This is a genomic window from Burkholderia sp. RF7-non_BP4, assembly GCF_001521935.1.
Classification (GTDB): Bacteria; Pseudomonadota; Gammaproteobacteria; order Burkholderiales; family Burkholderiaceae; genus Burkholderia; species Burkholderia diffusa.
Genome location: NZ_LOTA01000031.1, coordinates 169,119 through 190,435, shown reverse-complemented (window position 1 = coordinate 190,435; position 21,317 = coordinate 169,119). Strand labels below are relative to the sequence as shown.

The window sequence follows — 21,317 nt, the reverse complement described above, 5'->3', positions numbered from 1 at the left end:
CGATACGGGAGCACCCGGTGAGCCTTCGCGGGAGCTGCCGGTGAGCCCTTGCGGGAAGCCCCGGTGAGCCTTTCCGGGAAGGGGAGGTGAGCGTCTGCGGGATGCGTTGGTGAGGACGTTCGGGAGGGGCCGGTGAGCCTCTTCGGGAACCTCAGGTGAGCTTTTACGGGATGCTCTGGTGAGCGCTTACGGGACGCTCTGGTGAGCGCTTACGGGACGCTTCGGTGAGATTTTTCGGGAGCCTGCGGACGCAGTGCTCCGGCTGGCGTGGCGCGGGCTTCTGCCGGCGTCCACGCCGGTGCGGGCACGCATGAACCGTGCCCGCGATGGCATTTACGCAGCGAGTTTCGACGCTGCGTCGTTCACCTGGTCACGCGAAATCGCGAGCTCTTCGAGGTGTGCGTCGGCATAGACGCCGCCGGTTTCGCGCTCGAGGCGGGCGATCGTCAGGGCGCAACGCGCGGTGTCTTTCGGCATCGCGATGAAGCGCTTGACCGATTCGCCGGACGTAAATGCATCGAACAGCGCGCCGCGCACGTCGTCCGGAAGCGTCTTGGTCCATTGGTACGGCTTGCCGTTGAACGTGATCGACGGCGGCAGCGTGCGCTCCTTCTTGGTGGCCGTGATGAGGCCATAGGTGCGCGCGGCCTCGCCGATCTGCTCGGGCGAGAAGAGTTCGTCGGGCGTGATGTCGAACTGCTCGATGTAGTTCTCGATCGCCCGCATCGCTTCGGCACGGTCGTCGCGCTTCTTCTGCGCGCGCGCGACGATGTCGCGCAGCTCGTCCGCTTCCTCGGGCGTGATCGTGAAGCTCGCCTGCTTCTGCTGAAGTTCGGAGAAACGCTGGAATTCTTGATCGTTCAGAAGTTTGGCCATGACATCCATCGGATACGACGGCCGCGACAGCCGGCCGTCGTAGTTTTTGAGAGGGCCGCTATTCTAGCGTAGCGCGGCGTCCGCGCATCCGGAAACGGTCTGCGGAATGCCGGGACGAAAGCCCGCGCGGCCGGCACGCGTCGCACACCGCGTGCGCGATGTCGAGCCCGCCCGCCTGCCCGATCCGCTGGCCGTGTGACCGAACACCTGCCGTGCCCGAACGGTCGACCGCCATCAGCGCGGTCGCCCGTTCTGCAACGTTCAGCAAGTCTCCGCGCGGCACATCGACAACTGGCCTGCCGTATCGCGCAGTCCTGCGACGACCACCTCGACCGACGGCGCCATATGCGCGTCGATCCGGCGCATGTACGGGCAGGTCAGCACCGCGATCGCATGGCCGGCCGGGCCGAGAATCGGCGCGCTCAGGTCTGTCACGCCGTATGCCTGGCGGCTGTCCTGGCGCACGTAGCCGGATTGGCGAATGGACTGGCACGCGTGCGCGAGTTCCTGCTCGTTCATCGCGGCTTCGCCTTTGACCTTGCGATGCTCGGCCAGCATGTGCGCACGCTGCTCGGCACCCTGGAACGACAGCATCACGCGCCCCGACGCCGTATCGGCGAGCCCGACGCGCGAGCCGAGCCGCACCGACACGCCCCACGGGCCGGGGCCGTCCACCTGCGCGATCACGAGGAGGTTGCCGCGATCGTAGACGGTCAGGTGGCACGACTGTTCGGCCGCGTCGGCAAAGCGCTGCATCAGCGGCAACGCCTCGGCGATCAGCCGGTTCATCGGCGGATGCCGATGCGCGAGCGCGAACAGTTTCAGGCTGAGCGTGTAACGGTCGCCGCCGCTCGAGCGCATCACGTAGCGGCGTGCGACGAGACGCTCGAGCATCCGGTAGATCTCGCTCGCGTTGCGGCCGAGCTCCTTCGTGATTTCGGTGCGGGTGAGTCCTTCCTTCTGTTCCGACAGGAGTTCGAGAATGTCGAGACCCTTGTCGAGCGCGGGCGCGCGATAGCGGTCGGCTGCGCCCATCGACTCCCGTGCGTCGCTGCCGGGGAGCGGATTATTGGTCGTTTGCATCATGGGGTAGGAAGTCCGGGGATTGCCAATCGGTGGGCGACGCACGCTGGCCGGTTTGCACGCGGATTCGCGAAGACGCATGCGGATTTGACTGCCATCCGCGCGCTCAACAACAAACGTCCAGTGTGCAATGCAGCGTCCTTTCACCGATCGTTACCCAGCAAGAACGGATTACATATCGTTCCCGATGACAGGGTCATAAGAAATATTCGCAATTCATCTTTCGGTGTCGACGGATGGTGGTTTTTGGCGTAAAGCCGAATGGTTCGGCGGGCCCGATGCTGCGGTGCAACCGCCGCGGGCGCACCAATAGTCGTTATCCGTCGCGGGCCATTTCACGGCGGGCCGCCGATGGTACAAAGAGCGGCGGGCCAGCGACGGCGTGGCCGCGCGTGAAGCCGGCCGGCACTGCACAGGCCGGCACGTGTCGCGGATGCCGGGCCGTCGTCGCCGATGCGCAGACCGGCGGCCGCCCGTTCGATGCGCGTCGCACTCCGGTGCGGCGCCGCGATCGCTGCGCCAGCGCGAGCCTCGCGTGTCGATTGGCCTGCCGGATGCGGCGCCGACGCGCGTCATCGACGATCGGCATTCAGTCCGGCGCGTGGCCACAGGCGGCTGCGTCGGCCGGTATCCTGTCACATTCGACAATAGAGGTTGAGCACGATGAAACTGCTTCGCTATGGCCCGTCCGGCCAGGAAAAGCCCGGTATTCTCGACGCGGACGGCCGGATTCGCGACCTGTCCGCGCACGTGCCGGATCTTGCCGGCGACGCGCTGTCCGACGCCGCTCTCGCGCGCCTGCGCGCGATCGACCCGGCCACGCTGCCGCTGGTCCCGGGCGAGCCGCGCATTGGCGCGTGCGTCGGGCGCGTCGGCAAGTTCATCGGCATTGGTCTGAACTATGCCGATCACGCGGCCGAAGCCGGCATGCCGGTACCGAAGGAGCCGGTGGTATTCGGCAAATGGACGAGTTCGATCTGCGGTCCGAACGACGGCATCGACATCCCGAAGGGCTCGGTGAAGACGGACTGGGAAGTCGAGCTGGGCGTCGTGATCGGCGCGACGTGCAAGGACGTCGACGAGGCGCGCGCGCTGGATTACGTCGCCGGCTATTGCGTCGTCAACGACGTTTCCGAGCGCGAGTGGCAGATCGAACGCGGCGGCCAGTGGGACAAGGGCAAGGGCTTCGATACGTTCGGCCCGATCGGCCCGTGGCTCGTGACGCGCGACGAGGTGCCCGATCCGCAGCGCCTCGACCTGTGGCTCGAAATCGACGGCCACCGCTACCAGAACGGCAATACGCGCACGATGGTGTTCACCGTCGCGCAACTGATCGCCTACCTGTCGACCTGCATGACGCTGCAATCGGGCGACGTGATCACGACCGGTACGCCGCCGGGCGTCGGGATGGGCATCAAGCCGTCGCCGGTGTTCCTGAAAGCCGGCCAGACCGTGCGCCTCGGCGTCGAGGGGCTGGGCGAGCAACTGCAGCGCACGCGCAACGCGCAGTAGACCGGGTCGCGCCGTCCGACCGTCCGCTCGGTCACTGGCGCGATTGTTCGCGGTGGCCGCCGCGAACCGGACATCGATGCAGCAAAGACGAGGGCCCAATTCCGCGCGATGCGGAATCGGGCCCTCGTCATTCACCCGTGTCGGTGCGAACCGGATCAGACGACGTTGTCCAGCTCGCAATGGGCTTCGAGCCGATATCCGTCGGGATCGACGACGAACGCCGCGTAGTAGCCGGGGCCGTAGTGCTCGCGTTTGCCTGGCCCGCCGTTGTCGCGTCCGCCGTGCTGCAGCGCGGCGCGATAAAACGCGTCGACTTCCACGGGCGACGATGCGCGAAACGACAAGTGCAACCCGGAATCGGGATCGGCGACGACCGGACGCGCCGCGTGCTGCAACCACAGCACCGGTTCGCTGGTGCCGTAGCCGAGTGCCCCGTCGTCGCTGTACAGCCGCTTGTAGCCGAGCGCGCCGAGCGTGCTGTCGTAGAACGCGCGGCTGCGGTCGATGTGGGCAACGCCGAACGAAAGGTGATCGATCATCTGTGGCTCCTTGGACTGAAGTGGGACGTCAGTGCGGCAAACCCGTTTACAGGCACCAGGCCAGCCGCTTGTAGCGAAGCGCGCCGAGCGCGCTGTCGTGGAAGTCACGGCTGCGGCCGGTGTGGACAACGTCGCAGGAAAAACGATCGATCATCTGTGGCTCCTTGAACTGAAGAGGGGACGTCAGTGCAGCAAACCTTGTTTAACCACCTTGCTGGTTATGTTAGAAAGCGTCCGGATGCTTGTCAACCGGCATGGTGGTTAGATACGATCGCGTCATGAGCAAAACGCAACCTTCCGTCATGACGGACTGCCTGGTTCCGGCGCCGTCCGAAACGCTGAGCATCGATTTCGCGAACACGCTGTATTGGCGCGGCGCGGACGCGCCGACCGAAACCTTCGGCACGCTGGACGACCTGTTCACATGGTGTCGCGAGCAGGCGGGCGTGCCGGCCGGCCTGGCCGACGTGTGTCGTGCACAGGTGACGGAGAAAGGAGGCGAGCCGGCGATGTTGGCGCGCGCGCTCGCGTTGCGCGAGGCGCTGTATCGGCTCTTTCACGCGCAAGCCGAGCGGCGCGAGCCGCAAGCCGACGATCTCGCGCTGCTGGGCGGTTTTCTGGCGGAAGCCGCGCCGCGCGTGGTGCTCGCGCGGATCGACGGCGGCTACGCGTGGCGGCTCGGGGCAGCGGACGCGACGCTCGCGGGGCTGCTGAGCCCGGTGCTGTGGTCGGCGACGGATCTGCTGGGCGGCACGCGGCTCGCGAAGGTCAAGCGCTGCGCGAACGATGCATGCCAGTGGCTGTTCATCGACGACAGCAAGAACGGCAGCCGCCGCTGGTGCTCGATGTCGTCGTGCGGCAATCGCGCGAAGGCTTACCGCCACTATCACAAGGCCGATTGACGGCGGCGCGCGCGCGGCATGTCATGCTGCCGCGCCCATTCCACCCACACCTATTTCGCAGACAACTTTCGCCACAGCGTCGTCTTGCTGATGCCGAGCATCGCGCACGCACGATCGCGGTCGCCGCCGCACGCATCGAGCACCGCGCGGATCTCGTCGGCTTCGGCGCGACGGCGACGCGCGTGGAGCGTCTGTGCGTCGTCGGTGTCGGTCGCGTCGGGCGGCGCCGCGAACAACTCGGGCGCGATCGCCTGCAGCGCACCGGGCGTGAGCGCCGCGCACGCGGCGCCCGGATCGTGTTCGTCGACTTCCTCGGCCAGTTCCACCGCGATCCGCTCGACCACGTTCTGCAGTTCCCGCACGTTGCCGGGCCAACGGTAGCGCGCGAGCGTCGCCTGGGTCGCGTCGAGCACGCGCATCGCATCGCCGACTTCGCGTACGCGTTCGGTCAGCCGCGGTTCGCGCCGCGCGGCCTGCACGAGCAGCGTGGCCGCGAGCGCCGGAATGTCGGCGGCGCGCTCGCGCAGTGGCGGCAGACCAATGTTCAGGATGTTGAGCCGGTAATACAGGTCCGCGCGGAACGTGCCGTCCTCGACGGCCGCGAGCAGCGGGCGGTGCGTCGCGGCGATCACGCGCACGTCGATGCGGATCGGCTCGGTCGAGCCGAGGCGGATCACCTCGCGCTCCTGCAGCACGCGCAGCAGCCGGCTTTGCAGCGATGGCGGCATCTCGCCGATTTCGTCGAGAAACAGCGTGCCGCGGTGCGCGGCCTCGAACAGCCCGGTCTTGCCGCCGCGCCGCGCGCCGGTGAACGCGCCTTCCTCGTAACCGAACAGCTCGCTCTCGAGCAGCGCCTCCGGAAACGCGCCGCAGTTGATCGCGACGAACGGATAGTTGCGCCGCACGGACAGCGCGTGCAGGCTCTGCGCGATCATTTCCTTGCCGGTGCCGCTTTCGCCGAGCACGAGGACGGTCGCGTCGGATTTCGCGTAGCGGCGCACGAGGTCGCGCACGCGCGCCATCGGTGCGGACGCGCCGACCACGTCGTCGAGCGTGAAGCGCGCCGCGAACTGCTGCGTGTTCGGTTGCGAGCGCAGCGCACGGTCGAGCCGTTCGACCGCGCGCGATTCCTGGAACGTCAGCACGCTGCCCGACGTGACGCCGCGATCGACCAGCGGCCCGCGATGCACGACGTAGCGCACGCCGCGCACGGTCGCGAGCGCGTCGCCGTCCTCGCCGCGCAGCGTGCGCAGCTCCGGACGCAGGTCGACGAGCGCGCGGCCGACGGCCGCCGCGGGTTCGACCCCGAGCGCCGACGCGAGCCGCTCGTTGATGGCTTCGACGCGACCGCGCGCATCGAGCGCGACCACACCGTCGCGCAGGTGCTGCAACAGGTTGTCGAGCCGCTGGCGGCGAAACGCCTCGGCGTGCGTGGCGTACGCGACTTCGAGCGCCGTCTCGACCGCCTTGCGCACCGACGCGTGCGAATACAGAAACACCGCGCCCATGCCGGCGCTTGCCGCGAGATCGGTGACGAGGCCGGGGCCCACGATCGTCTCGATGCCGCGGTCGTGCAGGTCGTGCACGCAGGCTTCCGCTTCCTGCGCGGACTGATATGACGCAAACTGCACGTCGAGGCCGTAGGCGGCGACGAAGCGGCGCACTTCGGGCGGCGTCTCGCCGGCGCTGACGAGCGCGATCCGCGATGCGTCGCGCCGCGCGCGCGCGAGCGCCTGCATCACGTCGAAGCCGGTCGGCGACACCACCACGACCGGCACCTGCGCACGCGTTTTCAGGAAGCCGCCGTTCGAGCCGGCCGCGACGATCACGTCGGGCCGCGCGGTGCCGGCCTCCGCGATCGCGCTCAGCGCGTCTTCGTACGCGCGCGTGACGATGCGCACGTCGGCACGTTCGTCGAATTCGCCGGCGATCTCGCGAAACAGGTCGCGCAGGCGGCTGATGCCCATCGCCCAGATGCGCGGGCGAACGGTGCGGTCGGCCGGGCCGACGGGCTTGGTCGAGGAGAGGTCCATGGCGATCGATTATGCGCGCGCGATTTCATTTTTGAAACATGGAATTGCCGAATTGAAATCACCGGACGATTCAATGCACCTGCCGGTTGCTTAAGAATCAGTGGGTTAGCGGCGTTTCGCGAGCTGGCCCGGTCCTTGCTGTTGATGGGCATTCCTTCAGGAGGCCGTTCATGAGCAACACGCATCTTCAGAGCGCCGGCGCGAAATTCCGCGCGGCAGTCGCGGCCGAGCAGCCGCTGCAGGTGGTCGGCGCGATCACCGCGTACGCAGCCAAGATGGCGCAGGCCGTCGGCTTCAAGGCCGTCTACCTGTCGGGCGGCGGCGTCGCCGCGAATTCGCTCGGGATCCCCGATCTCGGCATCAGCACGATGGAAGACGTGCTGATCGACGCGAACCGGATCACCAACGCGACCGACCTGCCGCTGCTGGTCGACATCGACACGGGCTGGGGCGGCGCGTTCAACATCGCGCGCACGGTGCGCTCGTTCATCAAGGCCGGCGTCGCGGCCGTCCACCTCGAGGACCAGGTCGGCCAGAAGCGTTGCGGCCACCGTCCGGGCAAGGAAGTCGTGCCGACCGACGAAATGGTCGATCGCGTGAAGGCCGCGGTCGATGCGCGCACCGACGACCAGTTCGTGATCATGGCCCGCACCGACGCGGCCGCCGCCGAAGGGATCGACGCCGCGATCGAGCGCGCGATCGCATACGTGGAAGCCGGCGCCGACATGATCTTCCCGGAAGCGATGAAGACGCTCGACGACTACCGCCGCTTCAAGGCCGCCGTGAAGGTGCCGATCCTCGCGAACCTGACCGAGTTCGGCTCGACGCCGCTGTTCACGCTCGACGAACTGCGCGAGGCGAACGTCGACATCGCGCTGTATTGCTGCGGCGCGTATCGCGCGATGAACAAGGCCGCGCTGAATTTCTACGAGACGCTGCGCCGCGACGGCACGCAGAAGGCTGCCGTGCCGACCATGCAGACCCGCGCCGAGCTGTACGACTTCCTCGGCTATCACGCCTACGAGCAGAAGCTCGACGAACTGTTCGCGCAGGGCAAGAAGTAACGCGGCCCGCGCGCCGGGACACGGTTCCCGGAATGCTTTGCATGAAGCCGGAGCGCGCGCGTCCGCGCCGCGCCCGGCCGACATGACACCCCGATACCCATTGGAGAACGGAAACATGAGCGAGACGAAAGACGCAGCAGCACCGGCCGCCGCAGGCGCATTCAAGCCGAAGAAGTCGGTGGCGCTGTCGGGCGTGACGGCCGGCAATACGGCGCTGTGCACGGTCGGCAAGACCGGCAACGACCTGCACTACCGCGGCTACGACATTCTCGACGTCGCCGAATCGTGCGAGTTCGAGGAAATCGCGCACCTGCTCGTGCACGGCACGCTGCCGAACCTGACCGAACTGGCCGCGTACAAGACCAAGCTGCGCGCGCTGCGCGGCCTGCCGAACGCGCTGAAGACCGCGCTCGAGCAGATCCCGGCCTCCGCCCACCCGATGGACGTGATGCGCACCGGCGTGTCGGTGCTCGGTACCGTGCTGCCGGAGAAGGACGATCACAACCTGCCGGGCGCGCGCGACATCGCCGACCGCCTGATGGCGTCGCTCGGCTCGATGCTGCTGTACTGGTATCACTTCTCGCACAACGGCAAGCGCATCGAGACGGAAACCGACGACGACTCGATCGGCGGCCACTTCCTGCACCTGCTGCACGGCAAGACGCCGTCGAAGTCGTGGGTCGACGCGATGCACACGTCGCTGATCCTGTACGCGGAGCACGAGTTCAATGCATCGACGTTTACCGGCCGCGTGATCGCGGGCACGGGCTCGGACATCTACTCGGCGATCACCGGCGCGATCGGCGCGCTGCGCGGGCCGAAGCACGGCGGCGCGAACGAAGTCGCGTATGAAATCCAGAGCCGCTACAGCTCGCCGGACGACGCCGAAGCCGATATCCGCCGCCGCGTCGAGAACAAGGAAGTCGTGATCGGCTTCGGCCATCCGGTCTACACGATCTCCGATCCGCGCAACAAGGTGATCAAGGGCGTCGCGCACAAGCTGTCGAAGGAAGCGGGCGACCTGAAGCTGTACAGCATCGCCGAGCGCCTCGAATCGGTGATGTGGGACGCGAAGAAGATGTTCCCGAACCTCGACTGGTTCAGCGCCGTGTCGTATCACATGATGGGCGTGCCGACCGCGATGTTCACGCCGCTGTTCGTGATCTCGCGCACGTCCGGCTGGAGCGCGCACATCATCGAGCAGCGCGTCGACAACAAGATCATCCGCCCGAGCGCGAACTACACCGGCCCGGAAGATCTGCAGTTCGTGCCGATCGAGAAGCGCTGACACGCCCGCCGCGCGCACCGGCGCCCATGATGCGGGCTGCCGGCGCGCGCGGAACGTCTTACCCCGATTTCCGCCCCACATCATGAATACCGCCTACCGCAAACCCCTGCCCGGCACGTCGCTGGACTTCTTCGACGCGCGTGCCGCGGTCGAAGCGATCGCCCCCGGCGCGTACGACACGCTGCCGTACACGTCGCGCGTGCTCGCCGAAAACCTCGTGCGCCGCTGCGATCCGGCGATCCTCGCCGATTCGCTGAAGCAGATCGTCGAGCGCAAGCGCGAACGCGACTTCCCGTGGTTCCCGGCGCGCGTGGTGTGCCACGACATCCTCGGCCAGACGGCGCTCGTCGACCTCGCGGGCCTGCGCGACGCGATCGCCGAGCGCGGCGGCGACCCGGCGAAGGTGAACCCGGTCGTGCCCGTGCAGCTGATCGTCGACCACTCGCTCGCCGTCGAGTGCGGCGGCTTCGATCCGGACGCGTTCGCGAAGAACCGCGCGATCGAGGATCGCCGCAACGAGGATCGCTTCCACTTCATCGAATGGACCAAGCAGTCGTTCGAGAACGTCGACGTGATCCCGCCGGGCAACGGCATCATGCACCAGATCAACCTGGAGAAGATGTCGCCGGTGATCCAGGTGCAGGATGGCGTCGCGTATCCGGACACCTGCGTCGGCACCGACAGCCACACGCCGCACGTCGACGCGCTCGGCGTGATCGCGATCGGCGTGGGCGGGCTGGAGGCGGAGAACGTGATGCTCGGCCGCGCATCGTGGATGCGCCTGCCCGACATCGTCGGCGTCGAACTGACCGGCAAGCGCCAGCCCGGCATCACCGCGACCGACATCGTGCTCGCGCTGACCGAATTCCTGCGCAAGGAAAAGGTGGTCGGCGCGTACCTGGAATTCCGCGGCGCGGGCGCGGCGAGCCTCACGCTCGGCGACCGCGCGACGATCTCGAACATGGCGCCCGAATATGGCGCGACGGCCGCGATGTTCTTCATCGACGGCCAGACGACCGACTACCTGCGCCTCACCGGCCGCAGCGACGAGCAGGTGAAGCTCGTCGAGACCTACGCGAAGGCGGCGGGCCTGTGGGCCGACACGCTGGACGGCGCGCAGTACGAGCGCACGCTGACGTTCGACCTGTCGAGCGTGGTGCGCAACATGGCCGGCCCGTCGAATCCGCACAAGCGGCTGCCGACGTCCGACCTCGCCGCGCGCGGCATCGCCGGCCAGTGGGAAGAGAAGGCGGGCGAGATGCCCGACGGCGCGGTGATCATCGCCGCGATCACGAGCTGCACGAACACCAGCAACCCGCGCAACGTGATCGCCGCGGCCCTGCTCGCACGCAACGCGAACGCGAAGGGCCTCACGCGCAAGCCGTGGGTGAAGAGTTCGCTCGCGCCGGGCTCGAAGGCGGTCGAGCTGTATCTGGAAGAAGCGAACCTGCTGCCGGAACTCGAGAAGCTCGGCTTCGGCATCGTCGCGTTCGCATGCACGACCTGCAACGGGATGTCGGGCGCGCTCGATCCGAAGATTCAGCAGGAGATCGTCGATCGCGACCTGTACGCGACCGCCGTGCTGTCCGGCAACCGCAACTTCGACGGCCGCATCCACCCGTATGCGAAGCAGGCGTTTCTCGCGTCGCCGCCGCTCGTCGTCGCGTATGCGATCGCCGGCACGATCCGCTTCGACATCGAGAAGGACGCGCTCGGCCACGACCAGGACGGCAAGCCCGTCACGCTGAAGGACATCTGGCCGACCGACGAGGAGATCGACGCGATCGTCGCATCGAGCGTGAAGCCCGAGCAGTTCCGCAAGGTCTACGAACCGATGTTCGCGCGCACCGCCGATGCGGGCGAGCGCGCGGCGCCGTTGTACGACTGGCGTCCGCAAAGCACGTACATTCGCCGTCCGCCGTACTGGGAAGGCGCGCTGGCCGGCGAGCGCACGCTCAAGGGCATGCGCCCGCTCGCGGTGCTCGGCGACAACATCACGACCGACCACCTGTCGCCATCGAACGCGATCCTCGCGAACAGCGCGGCCGGCGAGTACCTCACGAAGATGGGCCTGCCGGAAGAGGACTTCAATTCGTACGCGACGCACCGGGGAGACCACCTGACCGCGCAGCGCGCCACCTTCGCGAACCCGACGCTGATCAACGAGATGGCGGTCGTCGACGGCGCGGTGAAGAAGGGCTCGCTCGCGCGCGTCGAGCCCGAAGGCAAGGTCATGCGGATGTGGGAAGCGATCGAGACGTACATGAATCGCAAGCAGCCGCTGATCGTCGTCGCCGGCGCCGACTACGGCCAGGGCTCGTCGCGCGACTGGGCCGCGAAGGGCGTGCGGCTCGCGGGCGTCGAGGCGATCGTCGCCGAAGGATTCGAGCGGATCCACCGCACGAACCTGATCGGGATGGGCGTGCTGCCGCTCGAGTTCAAGCCGGGCACGAACCGCGCGACGCTCGGCATCGACGGCACCGAGACCTTCGACGTGATCGGCGAGCGTACGCCGCGCGCCGACCTCACGCTCGTGATTCACCGCAAGAACGGCGAGCGCGTCGCGACGCCCGTGACGTGCCGCCTCGATACGGCCGAGGAAGTGTCGATCTACGAGGCGGGCGGCGTGCTGCAGCGTTTCGCGCAGGACTTCCTCGAATCGTCGCAGGCCGCCTGACCGGGCCACACAGGGACAACGCAAACATGGCTCATATTCCTCAAATCAGGATTCCGGCGACGTATATCCGCGGCGGCACCAGCAAGGGCGTGTTCTTCCGGCTGCAGGATCTGCCGGACGCCGCGCAGGCGCCGGGCGCCGCACGCGACGCGCTGCTGCTGCGCGTGATCGGCAGCCCCGATCCGTACGGCAAGCAGATCGACGGGATGGGCGGCGCGACGTCGTCGACCAGCAAGACGGTGATCGTGTCGAAGAGCACGCGCCCCGGCCACGACGTCGACTACCTGTTCGGGCAGGTCGCGATCGACAAGGCATTCGTCGACTGGACCGGCAACTGCGGGAACCTGTCGGCGGCGGTCGGCCCGTTCGCGATCAGCGGCGGGCTCGTCGATGCGTCGCGCGTGCCGCGCGACGGCATCGCGACCGTGCGCATCTGGCAGGCGAACATCGGCAAGACGATCGTCGCGCACGTGCCGGTCACGAACGGCGCGGTGCAGGAGACAGGCGATTTCGAGCTGGACGGCGTCACGTTTCCGGCCGCCGAAGTGCAGCTCGAGTTCATGGATCCGGCCGCGGAGGAAGAAGGCTCGGGCGGCTCGATGTTCCCGACCGGCAACCTCGTCGACGACCTCGCCGTGCCGGGCATCGGCACGTTGAAGGCGACGATGATCAACGCGGGGATTCCGACCATCTTCGTCGAGGCCGAGGCGATCGGCTATACGGGCACCGAGCTGCAGGACGCGATCAACGGCGACCCGAAGGCGCTCGAGAAGTTCGAGACGATCCGCGCGCACGGCGCGCTGCGCATGGGCCTGATCGACACGCTCGACGAGATCGCGACGCGGCAGCATACGCCGAAGGTCGCGTTCGTCGCGAAGCCGGCGGATTATGTCGCGTCGAGCGGCAAGCGCGTGAACGCGGGCGACATCGACCTGCTGGTGCGGGCGATGTCGATGGGCAAGCTGCATCACGCGATGATGGGCACGGCGGCGGTCGCGATCGGCACGGCCGCGGCGATTCCCGGCACGCTCGTCAACCTGGCGGCGGGCGGCGGCGAACGCAACGCGGTGCGCTTCGGCCATCCGTCGGGGACGCTGCGCGTCGGCGCGGAAGCCCGGCTCGAAAATGGCGAATGGACCGTCACGAAGGCGATCATGAGCCGCAGCGCGCGCGTGCTGATGGAAGGCTGGGTGCGGGTGCCGGGGGATGCGTTCTGAGCGTGCCGCGGTTCGCGCGTACAACCCGGCAGTGCTGAACCGGATCGATCCCTGCGAAGCGGACCCGCTGCGCAGGGATTTTTCGTTTGGCGCACGTGTGACGAAGGCCATTCGCTACGCAATGTGTCGCATCGGTGGCCGTATCGGTGCGCTAAAGCACTAACGCTGGTCGACAGGAGAATCGTATGTCGCTTGGTGTCCCGCTTGCCGGCGTCCACATCGTCGAATTCGAAGGCCTCGGCCCCGGCCCGCTCGCGTGCTGGATGCTCGCCGGGATGGGCGCGCGCATCACGTTGATCGCGCGTCCGGCGGGCCGCACCAGCGCGCCGGACGCGCTGCAGGGCCGCGACGGCGACCTGCTGCGCGAAGGCAAGACGATCGTCGAACTCGATCTGAAGACGCCGGCCGGCCGCGACGCGGCGCTCGCGCTGATCGCACAGGCCGACGCGCTGATCGAGGGGCTGCGGCCCGGCGTGATGGAGCGCCTCGGCCTCGGCCCGGACGATTGCGCACGCGGCAATCCGAAGCTCGTGTACGGACGGATGACGGGCTGGGGCCAGGACGGACCGCTCGCGGCGGCCGCCGGGCACGACCTGAACTACGTCGCGCTGACGGGGCTGCTGTCGCTGTCCGCGCCGCGCGACGGCCGGCCGGGCGTGCCGCCGACCGTCGTCGGCGATGCCGGCGGCGCGCTCGGGCTCGCATTCGGGATCGTCTGCGCGCTGTTCGACGTGCGCGGCGGCGGGCCGGGGCGCGTGGTCGACGGCGCGATCGTCGACATCGTGTCGATGCTCGGCTCGCTCGCACTGTGGGCACGCGCGAACGGGCAACTCGATGGCGCGCAGCCGAGCCTCTTCCATGATGCGCCGTTTTACGACGTATATCGCTGCGCGGACGGCGAATGCGTGACGATCGGCGCGCTCGAGCCGCCGTTCTACGCGCTGCTGGTCGAGCGGCTCGGGTTGAGCGATGTCGATCCGGCGTCGCAGTACGATCGCGCGCGCTGGCCGGCGCTGAAGGCGCGTTTTGCGGAGGTGTTCGCGCAGCAGTCGTCCGCGCACTGGCGCGCGCTGCTCGAAGGCACCGACGCGTGCTTCGCCCCGGTGCTGAGCGTGGCCGCTGCGGTCGAGCATCCGCACATTGCGGCGCGCGGGATCTATCGAACTGACGAGAACGGGAACGTGCGGGCGCGCGTGGCGCCGCGGTTTCTATCGTTGCAGGATGATGACGCGGGTTGACGGAGCCGGGTGCGCGGGGCTTGCCGCCGCGTGTGCTCCGCCGTGTCGAGCGATATCGGCCGCTTACGCCGTTTCCTCCGGCGCATCCGGCATCTTGCCGTCGCCGACGCGGTTGATCGTGCCTTGCGCGATCGCGACGAGCCGCTCGTGATCGCCGTCGATGACGAACACATGACACTGGCAGGTCGCCTGATGCCGGCCCGCGTAGACGACCTTCGCGCGCGCGACGAGCGTGCCGTTCACGGCCGGCCGCAGGTAGTTGATCTTGTATTCGGCGGTGATGACGCGCGGGCCGAGCACGAGCGCGCCGGCGAAGGTCAGCGCGTTGTCGGCGAGGTAGCCGATCACGCCGCCATGCACGAAGCCATGCTGCTGCCGCAGCTCTTCCCGCACGGGCAGGCACAGCGACACTTCGTTGTCGCCGATATGCATCAGCTCCGTGCCCAGCAGCATGCTGAACGGTTGCGCGCGCAATGCGCCGCGCGCGTGGTCCGTGATGTCCGTCATCGACTGCCCTCGCAATGCGTGTCCGCTTGCGCTGAACTCTAGGAAGGGGGCTGCGGATAAGCAAGGAAATTCGTCCGCATTTCGCGTAACGGCCGGCGCGATGCGACGCGATTATTGCGCCGAACGCGCGCGTTGTCCTCGTTTGCCGGCGATTCGACGGGGATGGCGGGGACTGGCCGGGCGCCGCTCGCCGGATGTTCCTAAAGTCCGACGAAGAAATGCCGCTAATGCCGGGGCATTGCTCCATCGTCGCCTCTCCAGGAATCTCCCCCATGTTCGGAAAAATCAAGCTCGCGTCGGGTCTGCTCGGCGTGTTGACCGTGTTTTGCCTCTTTCTGTTCGCGATCGAGGCGCTCGGCTTCTGGGCGCTCGCATCGACGCGCAGCGGCGTCGACGACCTGTCGAACGTCGCGATCGCGCAGGTCGACGCGGCCAGCCAGGCGACCGAGCGCCTGCTCGACGCACGCGTGAACCTGTCGCGCGCGGGCACGCGGATGGTGCGCGGCGGCCCGAAGCCCGACGAGATCATCCGCCATGCCAGCGCTTCGCTCGCCGAAGCGGACAAGGCGTTCGCCGCGCTGACGGCCGCGCAGGCCGTCGACGCGACGAACCGCGCGCGCGTGGCGGCGCTCGTCGAGCGCTATCGCGCGCTGCGCGGCGCGCTGGGCGAACTCGTGCAGTTCCTCGACGCCGACAACATCCAGGCGTTCCTCGACCAGCCGACGCAGGGCTTCCAGGACGCATACCTCGCCGAACTGCATCGCTTCGCCGACTACGGCGCCGCGTCGAGCCGCGACGCGCTCGCCACGATCGATAGCGGGATTCAGTGGTTCAAGTGGGTCGGCATCGTGCTGCTGGTGGCGATGCTCGCCGCGAGCGCGGCGATTTACGCCGCCGCGCGGCGCGCGGTGGTCGCGCCGCTGGACGAGGCCGGCCGCCATTTCGAGCGCATCGCGCAGGGCCGGCTCGACGAAGCCGTGCGGGCGGGCGGCGTGTTCGAGATCGACCGCATGTTGCGCGGCCTTGCCACGATGCAGGCGAGCATCGCGGACACCGTGCGCACCGTGCGTCACGCGTCCGACGCGATCCACCTCGGCGCGGGCGAGATCGCCGGCGGCAACGCGGACCTGTCCGCGCGCACGGGCACGCAGGCCGCGTCGCTCGAGGAAACCGCCGCGAGCATGGAGGAACTGACCGCGACCGTCCGCCAGAACACCGACAGCGCGCGTGCGGCCAGCGCGCTGGCCGACGCGGCGCTCGACGCGACGCGCCACGGCGGCGGCGTGGTCGACAGCGTGATCGACCGGATGCGCGGCATCGCCCAAAGCTCCGGGCGCATCGCGGAGATCATCTCGGTGATCGACGGCATCGCCTTCCAGACCAACATCCTCGCGCTGAACGCGGCGGTCGAGGCCGCGCGGGCCGGCGAGCAGGGCCGCGGCTTCGCGGTGGTCGCGGGCGAAGTGCGCTCGCTCGCGCAGCGCAGCGCGCAATCGGCGAAGGAAATCAAGGCGCTGATCGAGGAGTCGGTCACGCAGATCGACGGCGGCTCGGAACTCGTCGAACGGGCCGGCGACGCGATGCGGACGGTTTCGGCGTCGATCACGCGGGTCGTGCAGACGATGTCGGAGATCACGGCCGCGTCGGTCGAGCAGAGCGTCGGCATCGAGCAGGTCAATCAGGCGGTCACGCAGATGGACCAGCTGACGCAGCAGAACGCGGCGCTGGTGGAGGAAGTCGCGGCGGCGGCCGCGTCGCTGAACGACCAGACCGCGCACCTGATGCAGGCGGTGTCGGTGTTCGAACTGGGCGACGCGCGCGCGGCTCGCGGTGTCCGAGACGCGCGCGCGTCGTCGTCGTTTGCCGGCGCCGGTTACGAAACGGCGGGCAGCGCCGCGTAAGCGGTCGCGAGGTGGTAGGGCGTCGTCGACGGCATGTCGGCGCGCGACACCTGCCCGTCGGCCGTCTTGCACTCGAACCAGCCGCGCGGATGCAGGAAGCGCGCGGCGAAGCGCTCGATCTGCTGCGCGAGCGGTGCGGAGGCCGGCGTGCCGCCGTGCGTGGCGAGCGCGCGCAGGTATTCGGTCTGCGCCCAGATCCGCTGCGTGCCGTCGATGCATGTGCCTTGCGCGTCGACCGCCGCGCACACGGCGCCCGTTTGCGGATCGATCCCGTGCTGCTCGGCGAACGCGAACGCGCGCGCGAGCGCGTCGGGGAGCCCGGTTTGCGCGAGGCGCGCGCCGGCCGCATCGACCAGATAGAACCATTCGAACTGATGGCCGGGCTCGAAGCGGTTGTCGGCCGCCCCGAGCGGCAGTTCGGCGACGCAGCCGGTCGCCGTATCGACGAACGTGCGCTCGACGGCCTGCGCGGTGCGCACGAGCGCATCGTCGAACGCCGCGTCGCCGAACGCATCGGCGGCCGCGAGCCATGCTTCGGTCAGGTGCATCAGCGGGTTCTGCAGCGCGCCGCTGCCCGACGACGAGAAGTCGGCGTGACGCGCGGCGTCGAGCAGCGCGTCGCCCGGCTGCGGCGCGAAGCGGTCCTGGATCAGCGCGGCGGTGTCCTCGGCGACCGTGCGCGCCGCGGCGTCGCCCGACGCCGCATGCCATGCGGCACACGCGAACACGACGAACGCGTGCGTATAAAGGTCCTTGGTCGTGTCGAGCGGCGCGCCTTGCGCATCGACGCTGTAGAACCAGCCGCCGTGGCGCGGGTCGCGGAAGCGGCTGCACAGCGAGTCGAACAGCGTGGCCGCGTGCGCGGTGTGGCCGGCCTGCGCGAACACGAACAGTTGTCGCGCGCATGCCATTGCGCGATAACGGGTGACGGGCAGCGGTGCATGGGTGGCCGGATCGACGGCCTCGAACGGCAGCCGCAGCGTCTGGTCGAACCCTGAACCCTGCCAGATCGGCAGGATGACGTGCGCAAAATGGTCGCGCAATCGGGCGGCCTGGGCGGAAGCGGAATCGGGAACGGACATGGCGGGGTTGAGCGCTTGGATCGAATTGAGTCGGCGCGGAGCGGCGCGGCCGGGGCCAAGGATAAACCATTCCGCGCGGCAGTCTTCAAAACGGGAGAGAAATCGAATGCTCGGCAACCTGGAACTCGTGATGCGCCTGGTCCTCGCGGCGGCGCTCGGCAGTGTCATCGGCTTCGAGCGGGAGCGCCTGTCGTGGGCGGCCGGCTTGCGCACGCACATGCTGGTCTGTGTCGGCTCGACGCTCATCATGATCGTGTCGGCGTTCGGTTTCGCCGATGTGCTGGGCAGCAGCGACCACATCGTGCTCGATCCGTCGCGGATCGCCGCGCAGGTGGTCTCGGGCATCGGTTTTCTCGGCGCGGGCTCGATCCTGCTGCGCGGCGAGATCGTGCGCGGGCTGACGACGGCCGCGAGTCTCTGGTCGGTCGCCGCGATCGGCCTCGCGGTGGGCGGCGGGCTGTACGTCGCGTCGATTTCCGCGACGATCATCATCCTGATCATCCTGGCCGGCATCAAGCCGCTCGAGCGGCGCTACTTCACGGTGCGGCAGCGGCGTCAGCTCGCGCTGACGGTGGTGGGCGGCGCGTTGACGTTCGATTCGCTGCACGCGGCCCTCGGCCCCGACAGCGCGCGCGTGAAGCAATTCATCGTGCAGCGCGCCGACGACACGGGCGAGCACGACGAGGTGCGCATCGCGCTCGGGCGCGTGTCGGATCTCGAATACCGCGCGATCTGCGACAAGCTGCGCGGGCTGTCGTGCGTGACGCGATTCGAGGAAGGCGGCGGGTTGTCGGGCGACGAATAGACGGCATCCGATCGGCCGGATCGGCGATCGGTCATGCGACAATGGCCGGTCACTGATTCCGTTCGACATCCGGTTCCGCGTTCGCGGACCTGTAATCCGACTCCATGACCGAATCCGTTTCCCTGTCCCGCTCCGACCGCTCGTCGGCCCGTTCGCGTCCGCGTTCCGTCGCGGCCGCGGCAGACACCGCCGCGAGGGCAACCGCGCGGTCCGGCAACGCGACGGGCGGCGATGCGCCGCGGGACGAACGCACGCTCGACCTGTTCGGCGATCCGGTGCTCGAGCCGGCTGCGCGTGGGCCGCTGGTGTCGCGCGATGACGGGGCGGTGGATGCCGACACGGCGGCCGCCGTCGCGGACAGCGATGACGGCGGTCGGCAGGCGACGCTGGATGGATTCGGCACGCCGGGCGCCGACGGCGGGGCCGTCGCGAAAACGACGGCGCCTGCGTCGACGCGCGAAAGCGGCGACGTGGCCGATGCCGATGCAACGAAGCCCGGCGAGGCGCGGCTGCCCGATGGTGTCGTCGCGACGGCAACCGGCGAGCCGGCAACCGATGGCAGCCAGGTGAAGACCGGCGGCGTGGCGGAAGCAGGCGACGCGGCCGGGACGCACGCCGATCGTTCGACGGCGAATGCCGGAGCGGCGGAAGGTGCGGTCGATGCGGTCATCGGCGACCGACCCGTGAAAGCGAGCGATGAGCCCGAAGGCGCCGCCGTGCCAGCCACACGCGACGAAGCCGTGCGGACACCTGGCGAGACTACGAAGGGGCGTCGCGCAGCCGCCGGCGGCAAGCGCCGCGCGGCCGCTGGCGCGCGCGAAGCGATAGCGGCGCGTGGCGCGCCGGAAGTGGCCGCCGTCGACGCGGCGTCGGAAGCGACCCCGGCGCAGCACCTGGCGCCATCCACTGAACGGTCGGCGACCGCCGAACCGGCCGAGCCCGCGGTTGCCGCGCGTGCCCATGACGTCACGCAAGCAGCCGCGGCGCCGGCCGCGCCGTTCGCGCAGCCTGTTGCGTCCGCGGCGTCGTTCGTGACGAAGCCGTCGGCGGAACGTGCGCAACCGGCCACGTCGAGCGCGTCGGCCTTCGATCCCGACACGCAACTGCGCCCGCTGTCGGACCGGCTCGCCGCGCTGCAGGCCGAGACGGCCGGCATGAAGCAGGCGGCCGATCGCGAGATGCGTCGCGTCAACCGGCTGCTGCTGGCGCTGGCGATCGTCGTGTTCGCGGGGCTCGTCGCGCTGGTGTTGCAAACGCGGCAAATCGCGCACCTGAAGCAGGAAGTCGACGCCCGGCAGCAGCGGATCGACCGGCTGGCTGCCGACCTGTCGACGCAGCAGGCAACGCTGATGACGCTCGCGGAACACCACGAAGCGATGCTGTCGCAGGTCGACCGGCTGCAGCGCAATGCGAACCGCGAGGCGGCGGCCGCGAAGCGCGTGCGTCGAACGCGCTAAATCGTCCGACCCTACCTGCAAACCCCGGCGTGACAAGGCGTGTCGGGGTGGACCGTCGATCGGCGGTGGCGCGGGTGCGGCAAACTGATGCGGTGAGCTGGCAGAGTTCAGGGAAAACCCTTAGAATGGCATCCATCTAAGGGAAAACCCTAGAATCATCTGTCAGGAGTCTCACATGAGCTTCATTCTTGCCCTGCTGCAAAAGATCGACGACCTGTTCGTCTCCCCGCACCTGCCGCTCGACGCGGAATATTCGTACGCTGCCCGTCACGCCGAAGCCGAGCGCGTGCGTCGTGCGAACCGCGTTCCGACCGTCCTGTACCGTCGCTGATTCGCTGATTCGCTGATTCGCTGATTCGCTGATTCGCTGATTCGCTGATTCGCTGATTCGCTGATTCGCTGATTCGGCGCGGCGCTCGCCGCCTCTGCCTGCCCGTTTTCCACCGCCGCATCGCGCGCCGGTGCGACCGTCCCGCTACACTGGAAGTCCGACTTCCCTCGCGACACCCGGGCCATGCTGCAGATGCGGCCGATGACGGCCGGTGAATTCCACGCATACCGCACGCGCGCCATCGACGGCTACGCGCGCGATCTCGTGTCATCCGGGCAGAACGCCACCGACGACGCGCAGACCCGCGCCCGCGCCTGCTTCGATACGCTGCTGCCCGATGGCCTGCTCACTTCCGGCCAGACGCTCGTCCAACTGATCGACGCCGCCAGCGGCGACACGGTCGGCGACCTCTGGTACGCGATCGTGCCCGAAGGGCCGAACCGTACGCTGTTCATCTACGATCTCGACATCGTCCCGACCCGGCGCCGCCAGGGCTGGGCCACGCGCGCGCTCGACGCACTCGAGGCCGAGGCGCGCCGTCATGGCGTCACCGAAATCGGGCTGTCGGTGTTCAATCACAACACGGCGGCCCGTGCGCTGTATCGGGCGTGCGGCTTCGTGCCGATCACGACGACGCTGATCAAGCCGGTCGTCCAGGGCTGAGGCCCGCACGCGCGCGTCGGTGACGCGCGTTGCCGTTCTTTCCGGCCGCCTTCCAATGATCTGTTCCGGCGCAGCGCATGCAATTTGCGCCCCGCCGGACGGCAAGCGATTCCCGATACGACAAGCGCCGGGCCGTCCATCG

Annotated in this window: 18 protein-coding genes; 12 read left to right on the top strand and 6 right to left on the bottom strand. The window is 68.5% G+C overall.

What is annotated here, in order from left to right:
* Positions 1-333: 333 nt before the first annotated feature.
* Both WS49_RS13000 and WS49_RS12995 read right to left on the bottom strand, forming a co-directional pair.
* Positions 334-885 (bottom strand): hypothetical protein, encoded by a 552-nt coding sequence (locus WS49_RS13000; RefSeq protein WP_059528779.1) that lies wholly within the window; start codon positions 883-885, stop codon positions 334-336.
* Positions 886-1,137: 252 nt separating this feature from the next.
* Complete coding sequence (locus WS49_RS12995) at positions 1,138-1,962, bottom strand: IclR family transcriptional regulator (RefSeq protein WP_179949117.1); 825 nt, start codon at positions 1,960-1,962, stop codon at positions 1,138-1,140.
* Between the two features lie 660 nt (positions 1,963-2,622).
* Here WS49_RS12995 and WS49_RS12990 point away from each other — a divergent pair.
* Positions 2,623-3,471 (top strand): ureidoglycolate lyase, encoded by an 849-nt coding sequence (locus WS49_RS12990; RefSeq protein ID WP_059528776.1) that lies wholly within the window; start codon positions 2,623-2,625, stop codon positions 3,469-3,471.
* Between the two features lie 155 nt (positions 3,472-3,626).
* On the opposite strand, the gene WS49_RS12985 is transcribed toward WS49_RS12990, so the two are convergent.
* On the bottom strand, positions 3,627-4,010 hold the full coding sequence (locus WS49_RS12985) for a VOC family protein (RefSeq protein ID WP_059528773.1): 384 nt from the start codon (positions 4,008-4,010) through the stop codon (positions 3,627-3,629).
* A gap of 254 nt (positions 4,011-4,264) precedes the next feature.
* On the opposite strand from WS49_RS12985, the gene WS49_RS12980 reads away from it, so the two are divergent.
* The gene (locus tag WS49_RS12980) at positions 4,265-4,912 is read left to right on the top strand and encodes a CGNR zinc finger domain-containing protein (protein WP_059528771.1); all 648 of its coding nucleotides are present in this window, start codon (positions 4,265-4,267) and stop codon (positions 4,910-4,912) included.
* A 50-nt stretch (positions 4,913-4,962) separates the two neighbouring features.
* Here WS49_RS12980 and prpR read toward each other — a convergent pair whose 3' ends face one another.
* Positions 4,963-6,945 (bottom strand): propionate catabolism operon regulatory protein PrpR, encoded by a 1,983-nt coding sequence (gene prpR, locus WS49_RS12975; RefSeq protein ID WP_059528768.1) that lies wholly within the window; start codon positions 6,943-6,945, stop codon positions 4,963-4,965.
* Between the two features lie 170 nt (positions 6,946-7,115).
* Here prpR and prpB point away from each other — a divergent pair, with 170 nt between their 5' ends.
* From prpB to WS49_RS12950, 5 genes are all read left to right on the top strand, one after another.
* Positions 7,116-8,009 (top strand): methylisocitrate lyase, encoded by an 894-nt coding sequence (prpB, locus tag WS49_RS12970; protein WP_044845010.1) that lies wholly within the window; start codon positions 7,116-7,118, stop codon positions 8,007-8,009.
* 115 nt (positions 8,010-8,124) lie between these two features.
* Positions 8,125-9,297, top strand: a complete 1,173-nt coding sequence (gene prpC, locus WS49_RS12965) for a bifunctional 2-methylcitrate synthase/citrate synthase (RefSeq protein WP_059528765.1) — start codon at positions 8,125-8,127, stop codon at positions 9,295-9,297.
* 82 nt (positions 9,298-9,379) lie between these two features.
* Entirely contained in the window at positions 9,380-11,974 is a 2,595-nt protein-coding gene (acnD, locus tag WS49_RS12960) for a Fe/S-dependent 2-methylisocitrate dehydratase AcnD (protein ID WP_059528762.1), read from the top strand.
* 26 nt (positions 11,975-12,000) lie between these two features.
* On the top strand, positions 12,001-13,191 hold the full coding sequence (gene prpF / locus WS49_RS12955) for a 2-methylaconitate cis-trans isomerase PrpF (RefSeq protein WP_059528759.1): 1,191 nt from the start codon (positions 12,001-12,003) through the stop codon (positions 13,189-13,191).
* A 185-nt stretch (positions 13,192-13,376) separates the two neighbouring features.
* Positions 13,377-14,429, top strand: a complete 1,053-nt coding sequence (locus WS49_RS12950; protein WP_059528757.1) for a CaiB/BaiF CoA transferase family protein — start codon at positions 13,377-13,379, stop codon at positions 14,427-14,429.
* A 63-nt stretch (positions 14,430-14,492) separates the two neighbouring features.
* On the opposite strand, the gene WS49_RS12945 is transcribed toward WS49_RS12950, so the two are convergent.
* Positions 14,493-14,936, bottom strand: a complete 444-nt coding sequence (locus WS49_RS12945) for a PaaI family thioesterase (protein WP_059467287.1) — start codon at positions 14,934-14,936, stop codon at positions 14,493-14,495.
* A 272-nt stretch (positions 14,937-15,208) separates the two neighbouring features.
* Between WS49_RS12945 and WS49_RS12940 the strand changes: the two genes are divergently transcribed.
* Positions 15,209-16,837 carry a methyl-accepting chemotaxis protein gene (locus WS49_RS12940; protein ID WP_059528754.1) on the top strand — a complete coding sequence of 543 codons (1,629 nt, stop codon included), beginning with the start codon at positions 15,209-15,211 and terminating at the stop codon, positions 16,835-16,837.
* Here WS49_RS12940 and WS49_RS12935 read toward each other — a convergent pair.
* Positions 16,810-17,919, bottom strand: coding sequence for an AGE family epimerase/isomerase (locus WS49_RS12935; RefSeq protein ID WP_059528751.1), 1,110 nt, complete (start codon positions 17,917-17,919; stop codon positions 16,810-16,812). The genes WS49_RS12940 and WS49_RS12935 overlap by 28 nt on opposite strands.
* A gap of 106 nt (positions 17,920-18,025) precedes the next feature.
* Between WS49_RS12935 and WS49_RS12930 the strand changes: the two genes are divergently transcribed.
* From WS49_RS12930 to WS49_RS12920, 4 genes are all read left to right on the top strand, one after another.
* Complete coding sequence (locus WS49_RS12930; RefSeq protein ID WP_059528748.1) at positions 18,026-18,724, top strand: MgtC/SapB family protein; 699 nt, start codon at positions 18,026-18,028, stop codon at positions 18,722-18,724.
* 104 nt (positions 18,725-18,828) lie between these two features.
* Positions 18,829-20,181 (top strand): hypothetical protein, encoded by a 1,353-nt coding sequence (locus WS49_RS12925; protein WP_059528745.1) that lies wholly within the window; start codon positions 18,829-18,831, stop codon positions 20,179-20,181.
* A 175-nt stretch (positions 20,182-20,356) separates the two neighbouring features.
* A complete protein-coding gene (locus WS49_RS35620) occupies positions 20,357-20,512 on the top strand; it encodes a hypothetical protein (protein WP_175908567.1) in 156 nt (51 codons plus the stop codon).
* A gap of 183 nt (positions 20,513-20,695) precedes the next feature.
* Complete coding sequence (locus tag WS49_RS12920) at positions 20,696-21,175, top strand: GNAT family N-acetyltransferase (RefSeq protein ID WP_059528743.1); 480 nt, start codon at positions 20,696-20,698, stop codon at positions 21,173-21,175.
* Positions 21,176-21,317 lie beyond the last annotated feature (142 nt).

What these genes read in the sequence shown, in the direction of transcription:
- WS49_RS35620 (WP_175908567.1), top strand. Translation starts at nt 20,357, where the DNA reads ATGAGCTTCATTCTTGCCCTGCTGCAAAAGATCGACGACCTGTTCGTC.
- prpB (WP_044845010.1), top strand. Translation starts at nt 7,116, where the DNA reads ATGAGCAACACGCATCTTCAGAGCGCCGGCGCGAAATTCCGCGCGGCA.
- prpC (WP_059528765.1), top strand. Translation starts at nt 8,125, where the DNA reads ATGAGCGAGACGAAAGACGCAGCAGCACCGGCCGCCGCAGGCGCATTC.
- WS49_RS12950 (WP_059528757.1), top strand. Translation starts at nt 13,377, where the DNA reads ATGTCGCTTGGTGTCCCGCTTGCCGGCGTCCACATCGTCGAATTCGAA.
- prpF (WP_059528759.1), top strand. Translation starts at nt 12,001, where the DNA reads ATGGCTCATATTCCTCAAATCAGGATTCCGGCGACGTATATCCGCGGC.
- WS49_RS12930 (WP_059528748.1), top strand. Translation starts at nt 18,026, where the DNA reads ATGCTCGGCAACCTGGAACTCGTGATGCGCCTGGTCCTCGCGGCGGCG.
- WS49_RS12995 (WP_179949117.1), bottom strand. Translation starts at nt 1,962, where the DNA reads ATGATGCAAACGACCAATAATCCGCTCCCCGGCAGCGACGCACGGGAG.
- acnD (WP_059528762.1), top strand. Translation starts at nt 9,380, where the DNA reads ATGAATACCGCCTACCGCAAACCCCTGCCCGGCACGTCGCTGGACTTC.
- WS49_RS13000 (WP_059528779.1), bottom strand. Translation starts at nt 885, where the DNA reads ATGGATGTCATGGCCAAACTTCTGAACGATCAAGAATTCCAGCGTTTC.
- WS49_RS12940 (WP_059528754.1), top strand. Translation starts at nt 15,209, where the DNA reads ATGTTCGGAAAAATCAAGCTCGCGTCGGGTCTGCTCGGCGTGTTGACC.
- WS49_RS12945 (WP_059467287.1), bottom strand. Translation starts at nt 14,936, where the DNA reads ATGACGGACATCACGGACCACGCGCGCGGCGCATTGCGCGCGCAACCG.
- WS49_RS12925 (WP_059528745.1), top strand. Translation starts at nt 18,829, where the DNA reads ATGACCGAATCCGTTTCCCTGTCCCGCTCCGACCGCTCGTCGGCCCGT.
- WS49_RS12980 (WP_059528771.1), top strand. Translation starts at nt 4,265, where the DNA reads ATGGTGGTTAGATACGATCGCGTCATGAGCAAAACGCAACCTTCCGTC.
- WS49_RS12985 (WP_059528773.1), bottom strand. Translation starts at nt 4,010, where the DNA reads ATGATCGATCACCTTTCGTTCGGCGTTGCCCACATCGACCGCAGCCGC.
- WS49_RS12920 (WP_059528743.1), top strand. Translation starts at nt 20,696, where the DNA reads ATGCTGCAGATGCGGCCGATGACGGCCGGTGAATTCCACGCATACCGC.
- WS49_RS12990 (WP_059528776.1), top strand. Translation starts at nt 2,623, where the DNA reads ATGAAACTGCTTCGCTATGGCCCGTCCGGCCAGGAAAAGCCCGGTATT.
- WS49_RS12935 (WP_059528751.1), bottom strand. Translation starts at nt 17,919, where the DNA reads ATGTCCGTTCCCGATTCCGCTTCCGCCCAGGCCGCCCGATTGCGCGAC.
- prpR (WP_059528768.1), bottom strand. Translation starts at nt 6,945, where the DNA reads ATGGACCTCTCCTCGACCAAGCCCGTCGGCCCGGCCGACCGCACCGTT.